Origin of the sequence: Rhodopseudomonas sp. BAL398 (assembly GCF_033001325.1) — a bacterium.
In the GTDB taxonomy this organism is placed as follows: domain Bacteria; phylum Pseudomonadota; class Alphaproteobacteria; order Rhizobiales; family Xanthobacteraceae; genus JARJEH01.
Map to the genome: position 1 here is coordinate 1,688,989 of NZ_CP133111.1, position 14,908 is coordinate 1,703,896.

Here is a 14,908-nt window from a genome sequence, read left to right on the forward strand (position 1 = left end):
ATATGGAGATATCCTCCACTTATCAAGCGGTCGGGAGGCGATTTTTTTTGGCTAACGAAATTCCATTGCGAGCCGATGCGCAGCGAAATCGGGATCGAATCCTGGCGGCAGCAGAGGAAGTCTTTCGCGAGAAAGGCGCAGGCGTCTCACTGGACGACGTCGCAAAGCGTGCTGGGGTCGGGATCGGGACCCTCTACCGACGCTTTCCGACGCGAGAAGACCTCTTGGCCGCAGCATACAATGCCAGATTCTTGGCAGTTGCTGAGAATAGTCGTGCAAGAGAAGCCGAGCTTGATCCCGCCAACGCCCTGCGTGCCTATCTTGAAGAACTCGTCCAATATACGAATGTCTATCGTGGTTTTGCCGCGTCACTCGGGATCGTTCTACAGATTGGGACGGACGGATGTCTCGCAACCAGCGAGGAAGGCACTCGGCTCCTGGAAAACGCGCAGAATGCTGGGGCAGTTCGATCTGATATCAGCTTCGACGACATGGTCTGCGTCGCCACAGCAATCTCGCTTGCCACGGAGCGGAAGAGTTCACCGCAAGCCCACATCGTCCGTTTGGTGGACGTATTCATGAATGGAATTGGTACGGGCTGACTCTGCCGTCATCTCTTGCATGCAGTGATGCACCTTCCAAGTTTGTCGCCGGACTGTGTGAGCAATTTGCCCTGACCCGTTGCGGTCGTTGGCCGCGCAAGGCCTGACTGAACGGTCGGCGATAAGCCCGCTCCCACTGGGCACGGTCATTTCAAACGACCCGTATTGTCGGAAAGCCGCCGGGGCTAGAATTTGTAGCCGATCGACAGCATGCCCGAGGGCTGGAGTTTGTCCTTGACGATCGGGCTATTGGCCGCGTCGCCAAGGAGATAGCCGACACCCGCCTGTCCCCGAACCAGCCAGTGCTCCGAGATCATGTAGGTGGTGGAAGTCGTGAAATCCGCGCGTTTGAAGCCTGCGTTCGCGTTGAAGGTGGACAGCCCTGACCGCGCCGATTGCTCCGGTGTCACACCGAAATATGCCCGCATATACTTGTCGTCCGCCCAGGTCGCCGAAACGCCGGCACTCAAGGTGAAACGGTCGTATGTATGGGTGGCGTTAACGCCGAACCTGGCCACCAACCCTTCGCTGCCGCCGATTGTTCGATCAAGCGAACCGTAAAATTTCACCGGTCCCAGGTTGTAGGAAGCGATGCCGCCAACGACGCCAGCGAAGCCGATGTCGCCCAGCCCCTTCAGGTCGTCTGAATCGCTTTCATAGCGCCCAAGCTCGTAACCTCCCCGGAGATCAAAGCTGAAATCGCCGGGAGAGAAGACATTCAGCGTCACGCCGCGCGAATCGACGGAAACACGGCCGTAGTGGGCAGATGCAAGGGGGATCGGCAAAACTCTAAACGCGTCCGCGCCCTCATATTTCGGCACTAACATGGCGCTCGGACCGAGAACGACGTTCCAGCTTCTGAGAAAGCCATAGATAGCTGAAGAATCGTTCTTCGTATCTGTGGCAGGAGTGGTTACCGCGGTCTGCGCATCCACCACCCGCGCGGCGGCGACCAGGATGAGAAATGCCCCTATGGCCGCAATAGGGATGCGTTTTCCTAACTGTACGAAAGATTTCGTTTTGGATGACATAGCCGGTGCAGCTCCGAAAAGATGGCTCGTGTGGACGCGAACCGCGCGACAGCGGAAGGATCGGCCAGTTGCCTGCCCCATCTCAACGTCGTCTATTCCGGGATTGCCTTGGATTTCGAAATGCTAAGTGATGTTGCGGATTTCAGCGTCCCGCGATTAACCCCCGCAGCAGAGTTGCCCAATAAGAGTGAATTTACGCAGTCGCTTGGGGCTCGGGCGCGCGGCTCTTTAAACGCTGCTCCGATCGATCTTATTCTCCCGCCCGTCGATATCGGCGTTCCCAGGGGTGCTCTGAGCATCATCATGGGGACGTGGCAGGAGCCATCTCTCCCCGGGATTTGGCGATCGCTCTGGCCTTTCGGGGGCGGTGACGATGGCGAGCATTGCCGGCATCTGCAGGCGGACGATCAGCCCACTCGGTTCGGCATCGAGCAATGTGAGGGTGCCACCGCAACTGCGCACCAATTCATCCACTATGGACAAACCAAGCCCAAACCCGCTCCGATTCCCCGCCGGGCGCGCCGCGTCCGCCTTGTAAAAGGGTTCGAGCACTTTCGCTTTCAGCTCGGAAGGCAAGCCAGGGCCGTTGTCGGAAACGTCGATCCGCACGGCACCATTGGTTTCCGGCAAAAGGCTCACCGTCACCTTGCCCGCAAATTTGGTGCCGTTGTCGACGAGGTTAGTCACTATCCGAGCGAGAGCCCGTGGTTTGCAGACGTGGGCCAAGCGTTGTGGCCCTAGATAAGTCACGTCGAACCCGATATTGCTGAAACTGACACAGACCGTTTCCAGCAAACTTGGAAGATCGGCCTTCTCCAGCTTCTCCATGCTGACTTCGTTGCTCAGGTAGGCCAGCGTCTCTTCAATCATGTCGTTGATGCCGACGATATCCCGCAGCAAGGCTTCGCGTAAGTTGAGCTCAGAACAGCGTTCAGCACGAAGCTTCAGACGCGTAAGCGGTGTTCGCAAATCATGGCTGATTGCACGCAACATGCGCGTGCGGTCATCTATCATGGCGTGTACGCGGGCACGCATATCGTTGAGAGCGCGGGCCAGCAATACCATCTCCTCGGCGCCCTCCTCCGCGAAGGGACGCCTGACGGTTCGGTCCAGGTGATATTTGCTAGCTGCCGCAGCGAACCGCAATAGCGGCGCACTGATCGCCCTATTGGCGTAGAACCAGAGCAGGATGACCGGCCCGACGACCGCCATAACCTTCATTAAGAAGAGAGTTGGGCTCTCTCTCAACCAGAAGACGGCGGGCGGCGGTAACCCGAAGGCGAGTGCCCGGTCGCTGTCGAGTCTTACAACCACAACGTCATGCAAGGCGCCGGACGTGTGCTCTCGCCACACCGCTTCGAGCTTGCTCGGCAATTCACGAAGGATGCGGCTCTGGGCGTCCGATGGCTCCGAACCCGAAGGTCCCTCGAGGTCCGCAACTGGGACAATCTCGACCGAAGGCCCCGTCCGCGCGACGTCGGCGAGCGTCTTTGCTGCTTCTTCCGGCGTTCTGGCGGATTGCATCTGCGCGACAACCATCACGATTCGATTCACCGTCGCGCTGGCAATAGTTACGCCAGGGGCAAAAATCTCGACAGCAGCAACCACGAAACCAACGGCAACGACATGCCAGATGGCCAACACCTTGATCTGGCGTTGGATAGGACACGAGCGGAAGCGCGCGAAAAAGTTCATCAGATTGCCTCGACGTCCGGGGTGAATTGATACCCGCCCAGTCGTACGGTCTTGATCAGCGTCGGCTCGCGTTGATTGGGTTCGATCTTCGCGCGCACACGGCTGACATGCACGTCGATGCTTCGCTCGACCGGCCCGGCGAGACCCGCATGCGTCAGCGTCAGCAGCCGTTCGCGCGACAGCACCTGGCCGGGATTTCGGCAGAAGGCGAGGAGAACGTCGAACTCAGCCGTGGTCATCGAAACCAGTGCGCCGTCGGGACTTCGCAGCTGCCGCGTGGTCGCGTTGATCCGCCAGCCGGCGAACGCCATCACATCGCCACCGGCCAAGCGGTGGCTGGCGTCGTAGGAAGCGCGTCGAAGCAGACTCTTGATGCGTGCCACCAGCTCGCGCGAGTTGAACGGCTTGGTGACGTAGTCGTCCGCGCCGAATTCCAGCCCAACGATCCTGTCGACATCGTCGCCGAGCGCGGTCAGCATCAAGATCGGAGTCGTCGTCGCATGACGCAGCCGCCGACAGATGCTTAACCCGTCTTCCCCCGGCAGCATCACATCCAGCACCACCAAAGCCACGTCCTCGGCATTGAGAACGCGATCCATCTCTGGTGCTGACCCCGCAGTGACCGTCTGAAACCCATGCTCGGCCAGCATCGACGCCAGCATCGACGCCATTTCAACGTCGTCTTCAACCAGGAGAATCCGGGCGTCGAGATTGGTGCGCATTGGTACGGCGAGAGTGTTCAAACTCATAAACGTCTTCCTGCCGAAAGATGACAGATTAGACTGCCATCTTTAAATTATCGACCCACGGAAGATTTTGTTTTGTTACCGCTGCAATTCACCGGCGCTTGACCCCCAGTACCCGACAGACGGTAAAACTCGGTCATAAAGGGGCACCGCCTTGAGGTCGCTAAAAGCCAAACGTCCAAGCTGGTCGCCGTTCCTGGATTCCGTCATGGTAATTAGCTGGAGATCGTTGCCCCGGCCCTCCCCGGCTAGCCAGCATCGATGCCCTGCGCGGCGTTAGACACGTCAGCCCAACTTTCCCAGGTTGCGATGCGCTTCTGATAGATGTCCTTCAGCATCGGCAGCAGCCAGTCACCGAGGATGAGGCGGAGCGGCGGCTCGTCCGCGTCCACCAGCTTGAGGATGGCGGCGGCGGCTGCGGCGGGATCGCCCGTCATCTCGGGCTTGAATCCCGCCCTGACGGTGCGCCGCAGATCGTCGTAAACCTCCATGGTCGGCGCGGCCTTGATCGCAGAACCGAAGCCTGTGGCAAAGCTTCCCGGTTCGATCATCGTGGTCTTGATGCCAAACCCGGCCACTTCGCCGGCTAGCGACTCCGTCAGCGCCTCCACGGCGAACTTGGTGGCGCCGTAGATCCCGGCGGTCGGAAAGCTGGCGACGCCGCCGATGCTCGACATCGTCAGAATATGACCGCTGCCCTGCGCGCGCAGAAGCGGCAGCGCCGCCTGGATGACGGAGAGCGTTCCGAACACGTTCGTTTCGATGTTCGCGTGCGCTTCGGCAGGCTCGATCTCCTCGATCGCGCTCATATAGCCGTAGCCCGCGCAGCACAGGATCACGTCGAGGCGGCCAAAGTGGCGGTGCCCCTGCGCGACCGCGTCGAACACCGCGCGGCGATCGGTAACATCGAGCGGCATCGTCAAAACGGCGTCGCCATAGGTGTCGACGAGATCGTCAAGCGTCTGAGATCGCGCGCGGTTGCCACGACCTTGTCGCCACGCCTGAGCGCCGCTTCGGCCCAGATGCGGCCGAAGCCGCTCGACGTTCCGGTGATGAACCAGATCTTCATTTGTGGCATGTTGTCGCCTATCGGTGGTTTTGCACTGAGTGCGAATAATAATCGCACTCAGTGCGATATTCAAGGGGTGAAACGTGCCAGAAGCAGATATCGCGTCAGACCGGCCGGACGGCCTGCGCGAGCGCAAGCGGCGCGAGACGTTCGACCGGATCGCGAAGACGGGACTGCGCCTGTTCATCGAAAATGGATTCGAGGCCACGACGCTAGACGCGATCGCGGCAGCGGCGGGCATCTCGCGCAGAACCTTCTTCTATTATTTCAAATCGAAGGAGGAGGTGTTGCTGGCCCAGGAGGGCAGCGGCTTCTCGCAAGCGCTGCGCACCGCGATGCTTGAGCAATCGCCGGATCAGGCTCCGATCGATGCGGCGCGCGAATGCCTTCTCACGCTGGCATCGCGGTACGAGACGAAGGAGTCGGTCATCGTCGACAGGCTGCTGCGATCCACCGAAGCGCTGCGCGCCCGCAAGGAAGCCCTGTTCGTCGACATGGAACGGACCCTGGAAGGTGCGATGGGCGAAATGTGGACGGCGCCGTCACAGCGCGAGACGCATCGCGTAGTCGCGATGATGGCGATCGGGACGCTGCGTCTAGCCCTGGATGACTGGCGCAGAGAGGACGGCCGGCACCCGCTGGCATATTACCTGCGGCGGACTTTCGCCCTTCTCCAAAGGCAGTCCTGACAGCGGCCACCATCGCGCGCGGGTCTACCGCGAAGAGACATAACAGGCCGCGGCAGAAAGGTGCCGGTTCAAACATCATCGTTAGCTTCCGAACGCGAGGAGGACGCCATCTATCGACGCCTATCGGCTCTCAGCGCGCCTTCCAAGTCCGAGATTCGCACCGCGAATGCGGCCAAGGACCGTCGAGCTAAGCGTCCCCCGGCGGCAGTCTCTCAGGTCACGCAGCCCGCGCCGGCTCTGCTCCGAGGTCGTAGAACAGTGCGGTCATCACCTCGAGCGCGGAGCGGGAGGTGCCGAGGAGGATATGCTCGTTCGGCGCATGCTGCGAACAGCCGGGATAGGAGTGCGGGATCCAGATTGTCGGCAGGCCGAGGATTTCGGAAAAGCTGTCATTCGGCAGTGAGCCGGCAAGATTGGGCTGCACGATCGGCGCCTGTCCGGTCGTGCGCTCGATCGAGGCGCGCACCCGCTCGACCCAGGGATGGTCGGGATCGAGCCGCGTCGCCCGGAAGAACTCGCGGTCGGCGGGGGTGACCGTGACGTCGGCAAAACCGTGGTTGTCGAGGTGGCGGCGCAGCGCCGACAGGATGTCGTCCGAATCTGTGCCGACGACATAGCGCAACTGGCAATGCGCGGTGGCGCTGCCGGAGATGGCATTGACCGGCGCTTCGGGCACGCCGCTCTTCATCGCCAGAACGGCGAAGGCGTTCCAGCCGAAGACGCGTTCGGCCGGCGTCAATCCTTGCTCGCCCCAGTCCTCGTCGATCGACGGATTGCCGGTGCCGAGCGGACAGGCGGCGATCGCTGCGCGGATCTTTGGCGTCAGGCTGGTGGGGCGCCATTCCGGAATGAGGATCTGGCCGCGGGCATCGACGATCGAAGCGATGACATGGGCGAGCCGCGTCGCAGGGTCCTTCAACAGGCCGCCCCAGTTTCCGGAATGGTGGGCGCCGTCGCGATAAGAGACCGCGAGGTCGAAATTGACGCCGCCGCGGCTGCCCATGAACATCGTCGGCCGGTCGGCCTGGATGCGCGGCCCGTCCGAGGCGATCAAGACGTCGGCGGCGAGCCGCTGTTTCTGCGCCGTGAAGAAGGCAGACAGCCCGGCCGAGCCGGTCTCCTCCGACATCTCGATGATCACCTTGAGGTTGAAACCAAGCCGGCCGCGCTCGGCGAGGACGGCGCGCAATGCCGCCAGGTTGATGAGGTGCTGGCCCTTGTTGTCCGCGGTGCCGCGGCCATAGGCCCGGTCGCCCTCGACCACCATCTCGAACGGATGCAGACCTTCGCGCCACTGCTCGGTCTGCGCCCGGATCACGTCGCCATGGCCATAGGTGAGGACGGTTTCGAAGGCCGGATTCTCGATGCGCTCGCCGACCAGGAACGGACCGCCGCGCGGATCGCTGTTTGCGAAGATTTCCGTCGTGCAGCCGAGGGACTTAAGCCAGGGCACCATCGCCTCGGCGAGATAGCGCTGGAGCTCCGCCTTGCGGCTGGAATCCTGGCTTTCCGTCTCATAGGCGACGAGCCCCGCCAGTTCGGCAAGGTAGCCGCCGCCGTCAAAGTAGCCGCGGATGCGCGACAGGGCGCCGTCTCTCGTGCCGGTCATGGCGGAAGTCTCCCAGGCAAGGCGGATTTGGCGGCATTCGAGCCAGGGCATCGAACGCCGCCAACATACTACTGGCTTACAGGTGCTGGATTACAGCGCCGGCGGCCGCGGCTGGATCGGTGCGTTGACCTCCGCCGGGATTGGCGAGGCATAGGGTCTCTTGGCCAGACGCGCCTGGTGGTCGGCCTTGGCCCGCGCCAGCAGTGCCGGATCCTTCAACAGGTCGACGGCGGTGCCGGCCATCGCCTTGGCGGCATAGACGAGGCCCTTCTTGGCGGCCGGCGACTTGCCCTGCGCGGTGATCTGCCAGGAATGGCCGGGCGAGCCGATGGCGTGGGTGGCCACCCGCGCCTGCACCGTCGGCACCGCCCAGGAGACGTCGCCGACATCGGTCGAGCCGATCATTTCTTCGCCGACCGAATCCATCGGCACGATGAAGTCGCAGAGCGGCGTGTCGGCGCGATCGTCGATGCCGCAGCGCAGATAGTCGCTGGCGATGTCCTCTTCGCTCAGCGTCGCCTGGATCTTGGCGGCATAGGCGCGGTCCTCGGCATCGAAAGGCACGGGGCCGAGGCGTTCGAGATTGGCGTGCATCGTCTCCTCCATCGGCGTGTTGGCGAGGAGATTGGAGACGGCGCTCAGAATCTTGAACTCGACCTCGGTGCCGGTCATCAGCGCCGCGCCACGGGCGACGTCCATCACCCGCTCGTTCAGCGCCTTCATGCCGTGGATGTCGCGCGCGCGCACGGCGTAGCGAACTTTCGCATGCGCCTGGACGACATTCGGCGCGATGCCGCCGCCGTCGATCATCGCATAGTGGATGCGCGAATTCGACGGCACGTGCTCGCGCAGATAATTGACGCCGACATTCATCAGCTCTACTGCATCGAGCGCGGAGCGGCCGAGATGGGGGGCTGCCGCCGCATGCGAGGCACGGCCCTTGAAGGTGAAGTCGATGCGGGTGTTGGCGAGGGATTTCGCGTCGTCGACCCGCGTCAGCGAGGCCGGATGCCAGGTGATGGCGGCGTCGACATCGTCGAACAGGCCGTCGCGCACCATGAAGGCTTTCGCCGCGCCGCCTTCTTCGGCCGGACAGCCGTAGTAGCGCACCGTGCCAGGCAGGTTGTTCTCGGCGAGATAATTCTTGAAGGCTGTGGCGGCCAGAAGCGCGGCCGAGCCCAGCATGTTGTGGCCGCAGCCATGGCCGTTTCCATTGCCGGCGAGCGGCTTCGGCTCGGCGATGCCGGCCTCCTGGCTGAGGCCGGGCAGCGCGTCGTATTCGCCGAGGAAGGCGATAATGGGCCCGCCGGAGCCGGCCTCGCCGATCACCGCCGTAGGGATGCCGGCGACACCTTCGGTGACCTTGTAGCCCTCGTCGCGCAGCATCTGGGTGTGCTCGGCGCTGGAGCGATATTCGGTATAGGCGATTTCGGGCATTCCCCAGATGCGGTCGCTCAGCGCTTCGTAGTCGGCGCGCCGGGCGTCAACCAGGTTCCAGATGTGTTCGGCGTTGGAATTGGGCATGGGTCTTCCTCTTGTCTTTTACTGGTATCTATTGGTGTCACCCGAGGCGTCCCGCACCGGGCAACGGGTCAGCTCACATCGTTGAGATGGCAGGCCGATACGCGGCCCGGTGCGACTTCCTTCAGCATCGGACGTTCGGCCCGGCAGCGCGCGAAGGCGTGCGGGCAGCGCGGATGAAAATGGCAGCCGGAGGGCGGGTTGATCGGCGACGGAATCTCTCCCTTGATCGTCGAATAGGTCTTCTTGGTAGTGGCGAAGGTCGGAATTTCCGCCAGAAGCGCCTGGGTATAGGGATGGTTCGGCGCGGCAAAGATGCCTTCGCTTGCGCCCTGCTCGACCATCCGCCCGAGATACATGATGGCGATGCGGTCGGAGATGTGCTCGACGACGCCAAGATCGTGGCTGATGAAGAGATAAGTGAGATCGAGCTCTTCGCGCAGGTCCATGAACAGGTTGAGGATCTGCGCCTGGATCGAGACGTCGAGGGCGGCGACGGATTCGTCGCAAACGATGAAGTCGGGCTGCACGGCGAGCGCCCTGGCGATGCCGATGCGCGCCCGCTGGCCGCCGGAGAACCGGTGCGGATAGCGCTTGCGCATCGCCGGATCGAGGCCGACGCGCTGGAGAGCCGCCTCGACATAGGCATCGATCTCGCCGCGCCCGGCAAGGCCGTGGACCTGCGGCGCTTCGCCGATGATCCGGTCGACGCGAAGCCTTGGATTGAGCGCCGACATCGGGTCCTGGAAGACCATCTGAATCTTCAGCGCCGCTTCCTTGGCTTCGGCGCCCTTGAGCGTCGAGACGTCCTTGCCGCGGAAGCGGATCTGCCCGTCGCTTGGCGCGTCGAGGCCGGCGACCATGCGGCCGAGAGTCGACTTGCCGCAGCCGGACTCGCCGACGAGGCCCATGACCTCGCCCTTCCTGATCGACAGATCGATGCCGTCGACGGCGTGTACGGTCAGTTCGCGGACGCTGGCGCCGAGAAGGCGCGCGGTGCGCTCGGAGAGATCGAGGTTCTTGACGAAGCGCTTTGAGACGCCCCGGATATCGAGGATCGCCTCGCTCATGGCATGGTCTCCGTCAAGCTGACGCCGTTCCGGGCGCTGGTCTTCTCCGCCTGCACCCGCGACCGCGCATCTGCCACAGCGTCGAGCGTCCAGGGATGGAAGCAGCGGACCTTGCGATCGGGCAGTTTTTCCTCCAGCGCGGGTTCCTCGAAGCAGGCCTCGTCGGCCCGCGAGCAGCGCGGCCGGAAGGCGCAGCCCTGCGGCAGGTTGAGGAGCGAGGGCGTCATGCCGCTGATCTGCTGCAGGCGGGCGCCGCGGGTCTTGCCTTGCGGCACGGATTCGATCAGGCCGCGGGTGTAGGGATGCAGCGGCCGCTCGATGACGCCGGCGGTCTCGCCCTCCTCGACGACACGGCCGGCATACATCACCGCCAGCCGGTCGGCGAGGCCGGAGACGATGGCCAGATCATGCGTGATCCAGATCATCGCGGTGCCGGTCTCGGCGCAGAGTTTCTGCACTTCGGCCAGAATCTGCGCCTGGATGGTGACGTCGAGCGCCGTCGTCGGCTCGTCGGCGATGATGAGGTCGGGCTTGTGCAGAAGCGCGATGGCAATGGCGACGCGCTGGCGCATGCCGCCGGAGAACTGGTGCGGATAGCTCTGCAGGCGCTCGTCGGGCGAGGAGATGCCGACCATCACCAGCGCCTCGCGGCAGCGTTTCAGCGCTTCGGCCCGCGGCATTTTTTCATGCGCAAGCACCGTCTCGACCATCTGCGTGTCGATGCGCAGCACCGGGTTCAACGTCATCATCGGATCCTGGAAGATCATCGCGATGCGCTTGCCGCGCAGCGTGCGCAGCAGCGGTTCGCCGCCCGTCACCAGATCCTGGCCATCGAAGACGATGCTGCCACCGACGACGCGGCCGGGCGGATCGATGAGGCCGAGCAGCGAGAAACCGGTGACCGACTTGCCCGAGCCGGACTCGCCGACAAGACCGAGGATCTGCCCGCGTTCGAGGCTGAAGCTGACGCCGTCGACGGCCTTGGCGACGCCGTCGCGGGTGAAGAAATGGGTCTGGAGACCCTCGACGCTGAGAAGCGCGGTCATTTCTGCAGCCTCGGATTGAAGACATCGCGCAGGCGATCGCCGACGAGGTTGATGGCGATGATAGTGACCACCAGGGCGATGCCGGGGAACAGGCTCACCCAGTAACGGCCCGACAGCAGGAAGCTGTAGCCGTTGGCGATCAGGAGGCCGAGCGACGGCTCGGTGATCGGCACGCCGACGCCGAGGAAAGAGAGCGTCGCCTCCAGCGCTATCGCCTGGGCGATCTGCACGGTGGCGACGACGATCAGCGGCGGCAGGCAGTTCGGCAGCAGATGGTGGAACATGATGCGGCCATGCGACAGCGCCAGGCATCTGGCAGCATCGATATAGTCTTTGCGCGCCTCGACGATCGCCGAGGAGCGGACGGTGCGGGCGTAATAGGCCCATTGCACGATGATCAAGGCGAGGATCACCTTGTCGACGCCGCGCCCCCACAGCGCTAGCAGGATCAGCGCGATGAGGATCGCCGGAAAGGAAAGCTGCAAGTCGACGACGCGCATGATCAGCGCATCAACCTTGCCGCCGAAATAGGCCGCCGTCATGCCGGCGGTGACGCCGATGGCAATGGCGAAGGCGAGCGATATGGTTGCAACGACCAGGCTGATGCGCAGGCCGTAGAGGATGGCCGACAGCATGTCGCGGCCCTGCTCGTCCGTGCCCAGATAGTAGATTCCGCCGGTGGCAATGCTCGACGACCCTGGCGGCTGGCCGCCATCCATGATGTCGAGCTGGGAGAGGTCATAGGGGTTTTGCGGCGCGAGTAGCGGCGCGAAGATCGCCAGCAGCACGATGACGAGAAACAGCACCAGGCCGAAGACCGCCAATTTGTCCTCGAAGAATGCGCGGGCAATCCGCTTCATCGGACTATCAACGACGACAGGCTTGGCTGCCATCGGTGCGAGGCTGGAGACGAAGGCGTCGTCGCTCATGATTTCACCTGCGACAGACGGATGCGGGGATCAAGCGCCGAATAGAGAAGATCGACGACGAAGTTGATGGTGACGATGATCACTACCGTCAGCATCAGATAGGCGACGATGACAGGGCGATCGAGAAGGTTGATCGAGTCGATCAGGAGCTTGCCCATGCCCGGCCAGGCGAACACGGTCTCGGTGACGATGGCAAAGGCAATCATCGAGCCGAGCTCGAGGCCGAGGATCGTCACCACCGGGATCATGATGTTCTTCAGGATATGGACGAGGATGATGCGGCTTGACGACAGGCCTTTGGCGCGAGCGAACTTGATGTATTCCTGCAGGCAGACCTCGCGGGTATTGGACCGCGTCAGGCGGATGACGAGCGACATCTTGAACAGAGCAAGATTCAGCGCCGGCAAGACCATGTGCTGCAGCCCGTCCCAGGTGAGGAAGCTGACACGAATGCCGAGAAGTTCGACCGTCTCGCCGCGGCCGCCGGCCGGCAGCCAGCCGAGCAGGACGGCGAAGATGAGGATCAGCAGCATGCCCTGCCAGAAATTCGGCAGGGAAAAGCCGAGGATCGAGCCGGCCATGACGGAGCGGCCACCGATGCTGTCGGGCTTCAGTCCGGCATAGACGCCGAGCGGCACGCCGATGAAGACCGAGAGGAGCAACGCCGTCAGCGCCAATTCCATGGTCGCCGGCAGTCGCTGCAGGATGATGTCCATCGCCGGCCGGCCGTAGACGAAGGAGGTGCCGAGGTCTCCATGGAAGAGATGGCCGACGAAAACCACGAACTGTTCCCATAGCGGCTTGTCGAGGCCAAGCCGCGCCGTGGTGGCAGCGATCTCGAACTGGCTGGCTTCCGGATTGATCAGGATGTCGACGGGATTGCCGATGGCAAAGACGCCGACGAAGACGAGGATTGCCATCGCCGCGAGGGCGACGAGGCTCTGACCGACACGGCGCAGGAGATAGACGATCATCATCACCTCCGAAGGAGAAGAGCCGGCCTCCAACTGAAGCCGTTGGCGGGGGGAGCGGCGACCGGCACGTGCCGGAAACGACAGGCGCCGTCAGTCATCGAAGCGGGCGACGCCGATATTTGCCGGCGGCGCCATTCATCATGTCCTTCAGACCCGCGAAGGTCCGGCGGACGGCCTGAGCCTGAAAGGCACCGGCCTGCCCGGCCCAGAGCTACTTCTGGGCGTGGACGTACGCGGCGATGGTGTACTGGTCAACGCGCGGGGCGTAGCTCAGGCCCTTCTTCATCGCCCAGACCGTCTGCTCATAATGCAACGGGATGATGCCGTAGTCGTCGAGCACCATCTTTTCGGCGTCACGCAACAGAGCTTCGCGCTTGGCGTCGTCGATGGTCGTCATCGCCGTCTTCAGCAGCTTGTCCATCGCGGGATTGGAATAGCGGCCGGCATTGGTCGGGCCGGTGCCCTCTTCCTTGTTGTAGGTCGCCACCAGCGACTTCAGCGGTGACGACATCTCGCCCGAGGAGGCGCTCCAGCCGGCCAAGTACATCGGAAAGTCGAGCTTGTTGCGGCGGGAGAAGAATTGGCTCGCCGTTTGTGCGTCGACCTTGGTGGTGATTCCGATGCGCGCCAGCATCTGGGCGACGGCCTGGGCAACCTGGGCGTCGTTGATGTAGCGGTCATTCGGCGTGCCGAGGGTGATCCCGAAGCCCTTGGGATAGCCGGCCTCGGTCAACAGCTGCTTGGCCTTTTCCGGATCGTATTTGTCGACCGCGCGGCCATTGGTGCCGAACATCGGCGGCGGCAGCAATTCGCCGGCCGCCTTGGCGTAGCCGCCCATGATGCGCTCGACGATGGCGCCGCGGTTGATGGCGAGCGAGATCGCCTCGCGCACCTTCTTGTCGAGCAGCGGGTTCTTGCCATCGGTACCGGTGATGCTCGGGGCATCGCCGTCCTGGTCCATGGCGAGATAGATGATGCGGTTCGACAACGCGTCGACGACGTTATAACCGGCATTCTTGATGCGCTTCAGGTCCTGGATCGGCGGCGACTCGATCATATCGACATCGCCCGACAGGAGCGCAGCGACGCGCGGGCCATCGCTGGTAATCGGGCGCAAGGTCACCTTGTCCCAGTCGGGCTTCGGGCCCCAGTAACCGTCGTAGCGGGTCATCACCATCTGGCTGCCACGCACGAAGCTTTCGAGCTTGTAGGGGCCGGTGCCGACGGTCACGGTGGGAGAGTTGAAATCCGTCGACTGGGGAACTTTTCCCATGCCCTCGCACCCGCCGCCCGGCTTGTAGGTCACGGTCTTCTCGGCACCGGCAGCATCAGCCGAAAGAATCGGCAGATTGGCGACATCGGTCGGCAGCAGCGGATTGGCCCCGGCGGTCTTGATCAGCACGGCGTTCGCGCCATCGGCCGTCACATCGGTGATGGTGCCGGTGTAGATCGTGTAGGAGGAAGGCGAGTTCGCGACCAGCGGCACGCGGCAATAAGTGTAGATCACGTCGCGGGCTGAAAAAATGCTGCCGTTCTGGAATTTCACGCCATCGCGCAACGTGAAGCGCCAGGTCGTGTCGTCGATCGCTTCCCACTTCGTCGCCAGCGCCGGCGTAATTTTCTGCAGCGGATCCTGATTGGTCAGCCCCTCGAAGATGTTGAGCAGCACCTGCATGTTGGTCGACAGCTGGTGAAACTGCGGGTCCATCGACGTCGCTTCGGACTTCAGTCCGATGGAGAGATCGGCGGCTTGCGCGGCTCCGGATAAAGCGGTTCCGGCGACAAGGCAGGCGAGAAAGGCGCGTAATATCATCTTCCATCTCCACCAGAACTTTCGACGCGTCAGACCGTCCCGAGCGCGTCGACCGCCGGGATCAATCCGGCTGTTGGCAGGAAGGCTATTATGCTGTAATTGAATTTGAAAGAG

Annotated in this window: 13 protein-coding genes; 2 read left to right on the forward strand and 11 right to left on the reverse strand. The window is 62.9% G+C overall.

The annotated features are described in order from the left end of the window. Positions 1 to 47: 47 nt before the first annotated feature. Positions 48 to 602, forward strand: a complete 555-nt coding sequence (locus RBJ75_RS08130; RefSeq protein ID WP_152647880.1) for a TetR/AcrR family transcriptional regulator — start codon at positions 48 to 50, stop codon at positions 600 to 602. 185 nt (positions 603 to 787) lie between these two features. Here RBJ75_RS08130 and RBJ75_RS08135 read toward each other — a convergent pair whose 3' ends face one another. The 4 genes from RBJ75_RS08135 to RBJ75_RS08150 form a co-directional block, all read right to left on the reverse strand. Next, positions 788 to 1,633, reverse strand: coding sequence for a MipA/OmpV family protein (locus tag RBJ75_RS08135; RefSeq protein WP_080901240.1), 846 nt, complete (start codon positions 1,631 to 1,633; stop codon positions 788 to 790). A 228-nt stretch (positions 1,634 to 1,861) separates the two neighbouring features. Continuing rightward, complete coding sequence (locus RBJ75_RS08140) at positions 1,862 to 3,328, reverse strand: ATP-binding protein (protein ID WP_052629050.1); 1,467 nt, start codon at positions 3,326 to 3,328, stop codon at positions 1,862 to 1,864. Next, complete coding sequence (locus tag RBJ75_RS08145; protein WP_044417491.1) at positions 3,328 to 4,050, reverse strand: response regulator; 723 nt, start codon at positions 4,048 to 4,050, stop codon at positions 3,328 to 3,330. The genes RBJ75_RS08140 and RBJ75_RS08145 overlap by 1 nt, the downstream gene beginning before the upstream one ends. Before the next feature lie 272 nt (positions 4,051 to 4,322). Further along, entirely contained in the window at positions 4,323 to 5,216 is an 894-nt protein-coding gene (locus RBJ75_RS08150; protein ID WP_234707526.1) for an SDR family NAD(P)-dependent oxidoreductase, read from the reverse strand. 10 nt (positions 5,217 to 5,226) lie between these two features. On the opposite strand from RBJ75_RS08150, the gene RBJ75_RS08155 reads away from it, so the two are divergent. Then, positions 5,227 to 5,832: a TetR/AcrR family transcriptional regulator gene (locus RBJ75_RS08155; protein ID WP_044417493.1), complete on the forward strand. Its 606-nt coding sequence runs from the start codon at positions 5,227 to 5,229 to the stop codon at positions 5,830 to 5,832. A gap of 217 nt (positions 5,833 to 6,049) precedes the next feature. Here RBJ75_RS08155 and RBJ75_RS08160 read toward each other — a convergent pair whose 3' ends face one another. The 7 genes from RBJ75_RS08160 to RBJ75_RS08190 form a co-directional block, all read right to left on the reverse strand. Further along, positions 6,050 to 7,441, reverse strand: a complete 1,392-nt coding sequence (locus tag RBJ75_RS08160) for a M20 family metallopeptidase (protein WP_044417495.1) — start codon at positions 7,439 to 7,441, stop codon at positions 6,050 to 6,052. A gap of 90 nt (positions 7,442 to 7,531) precedes the next feature. Beyond that, complete coding sequence (locus tag RBJ75_RS08165; RefSeq protein ID WP_276156703.1) at positions 7,532 to 8,965, reverse strand: M20 family metallopeptidase; 1,434 nt, start codon at positions 8,963 to 8,965, stop codon at positions 7,532 to 7,534. A gap of 68 nt (positions 8,966 to 9,033) precedes the next feature. Then, positions 9,034 to 10,032, reverse strand: a complete 999-nt coding sequence (locus RBJ75_RS08170; RefSeq protein WP_044417483.1) for an ABC transporter ATP-binding protein — start codon at positions 10,030 to 10,032, stop codon at positions 9,034 to 9,036. Continuing rightward, entirely contained in the window at positions 10,029 to 11,078 is a 1,050-nt protein-coding gene (locus RBJ75_RS08175) for an ABC transporter ATP-binding protein (RefSeq protein ID WP_080901238.1), read from the reverse strand. The genes RBJ75_RS08170 and RBJ75_RS08175 overlap by 4 nt, the downstream gene beginning before the upstream one ends. Next, positions 11,075 to 12,007: an ABC transporter permease gene (locus RBJ75_RS08180; RefSeq protein WP_411194498.1), complete on the reverse strand. Its 933-nt coding sequence runs from the start codon at positions 12,005 to 12,007 to the stop codon at positions 11,075 to 11,077. Before RBJ75_RS08180 ends, RBJ75_RS08175 begins: the two co-directional genes overlap by 4 nt. Next, positions 12,004 to 12,981, reverse strand: a complete 978-nt coding sequence (locus tag RBJ75_RS08185) for an ABC transporter permease (protein ID WP_044413851.1) — start codon at positions 12,979 to 12,981, stop codon at positions 12,004 to 12,006. The genes RBJ75_RS08180 and RBJ75_RS08185 overlap by 4 nt, the downstream gene beginning before the upstream one ends. A gap of 211 nt (positions 12,982 to 13,192) precedes the next feature. Continuing rightward, positions 13,193 to 14,794 carry an ABC transporter substrate-binding protein gene (locus RBJ75_RS08190; RefSeq protein ID WP_044413793.1) on the reverse strand — a complete coding sequence of 534 codons (1,602 nt, stop codon included), beginning with the start codon at positions 14,792 to 14,794 and terminating at the stop codon, positions 13,193 to 13,195. Positions 14,795 to 14,908: the final 114 nt, after the last annotated feature.

Excerpts from the sequence above, each read along its gene's own strand:
- RBJ75_RS08140 (WP_052629050.1), bottom strand. The coding sequence starts at position 3,328 with ATGAACTTTTTCGCGCGCTTCCGCTCGTGTCCTATCCAACGCCAGATC.
- RBJ75_RS08135 (WP_080901240.1), bottom strand. The coding sequence starts at position 1,633 with ATGTCATCCAAAACGAAATCTTTCGTACAGTTAGGAAAACGCATCCCT.
- RBJ75_RS08165 (WP_276156703.1), bottom strand. The coding sequence starts at position 8,965 with ATGCCCAATTCCAACGCCGAACACATCTGGAACCTGGTTGACGCCCGG.
- RBJ75_RS08145 (WP_044417491.1), bottom strand. The coding sequence starts at position 4,050 with ATGCGCACCAATCTCGACGCCCGGATTCTCCTGGTTGAAGACGACGTT.
- RBJ75_RS08185 (WP_044413851.1), bottom strand. The coding sequence starts at position 12,981 with ATGATCGTCTATCTCCTGCGCCGTGTCGGTCAGAGCCTCGTCGCCCTC.
- RBJ75_RS08170 (WP_044417483.1), bottom strand. The coding sequence starts at position 10,032 with ATGAGCGAGGCGATCCTCGATATCCGGGGCGTCTCAAAGCGCTTCGTC.
- RBJ75_RS08160 (WP_044417495.1), bottom strand. The coding sequence starts at position 7,441 with ATGACCGGCACGAGAGACGGCGCCCTGTCGCGCATCCGCGGCTACTTT.
- RBJ75_RS08180 (WP_411194498.1), bottom strand. The coding sequence starts at position 12,007 with ATGAGCGACGACGCCTTCGTCTCCAGCCTCGCACCGATGGCAGCCAAG.
- RBJ75_RS08175 (WP_080901238.1), bottom strand. The coding sequence starts at position 11,078 with ATGACCGCGCTTCTCAGCGTCGAGGGTCTCCAGACCCATTTCTTCACC.
- RBJ75_RS08190 (WP_044413793.1), bottom strand. The coding sequence starts at position 14,794 with ATGATATTACGCGCCTTTCTCGCCTGCCTTGTCGCCGGAACCGCTTTA.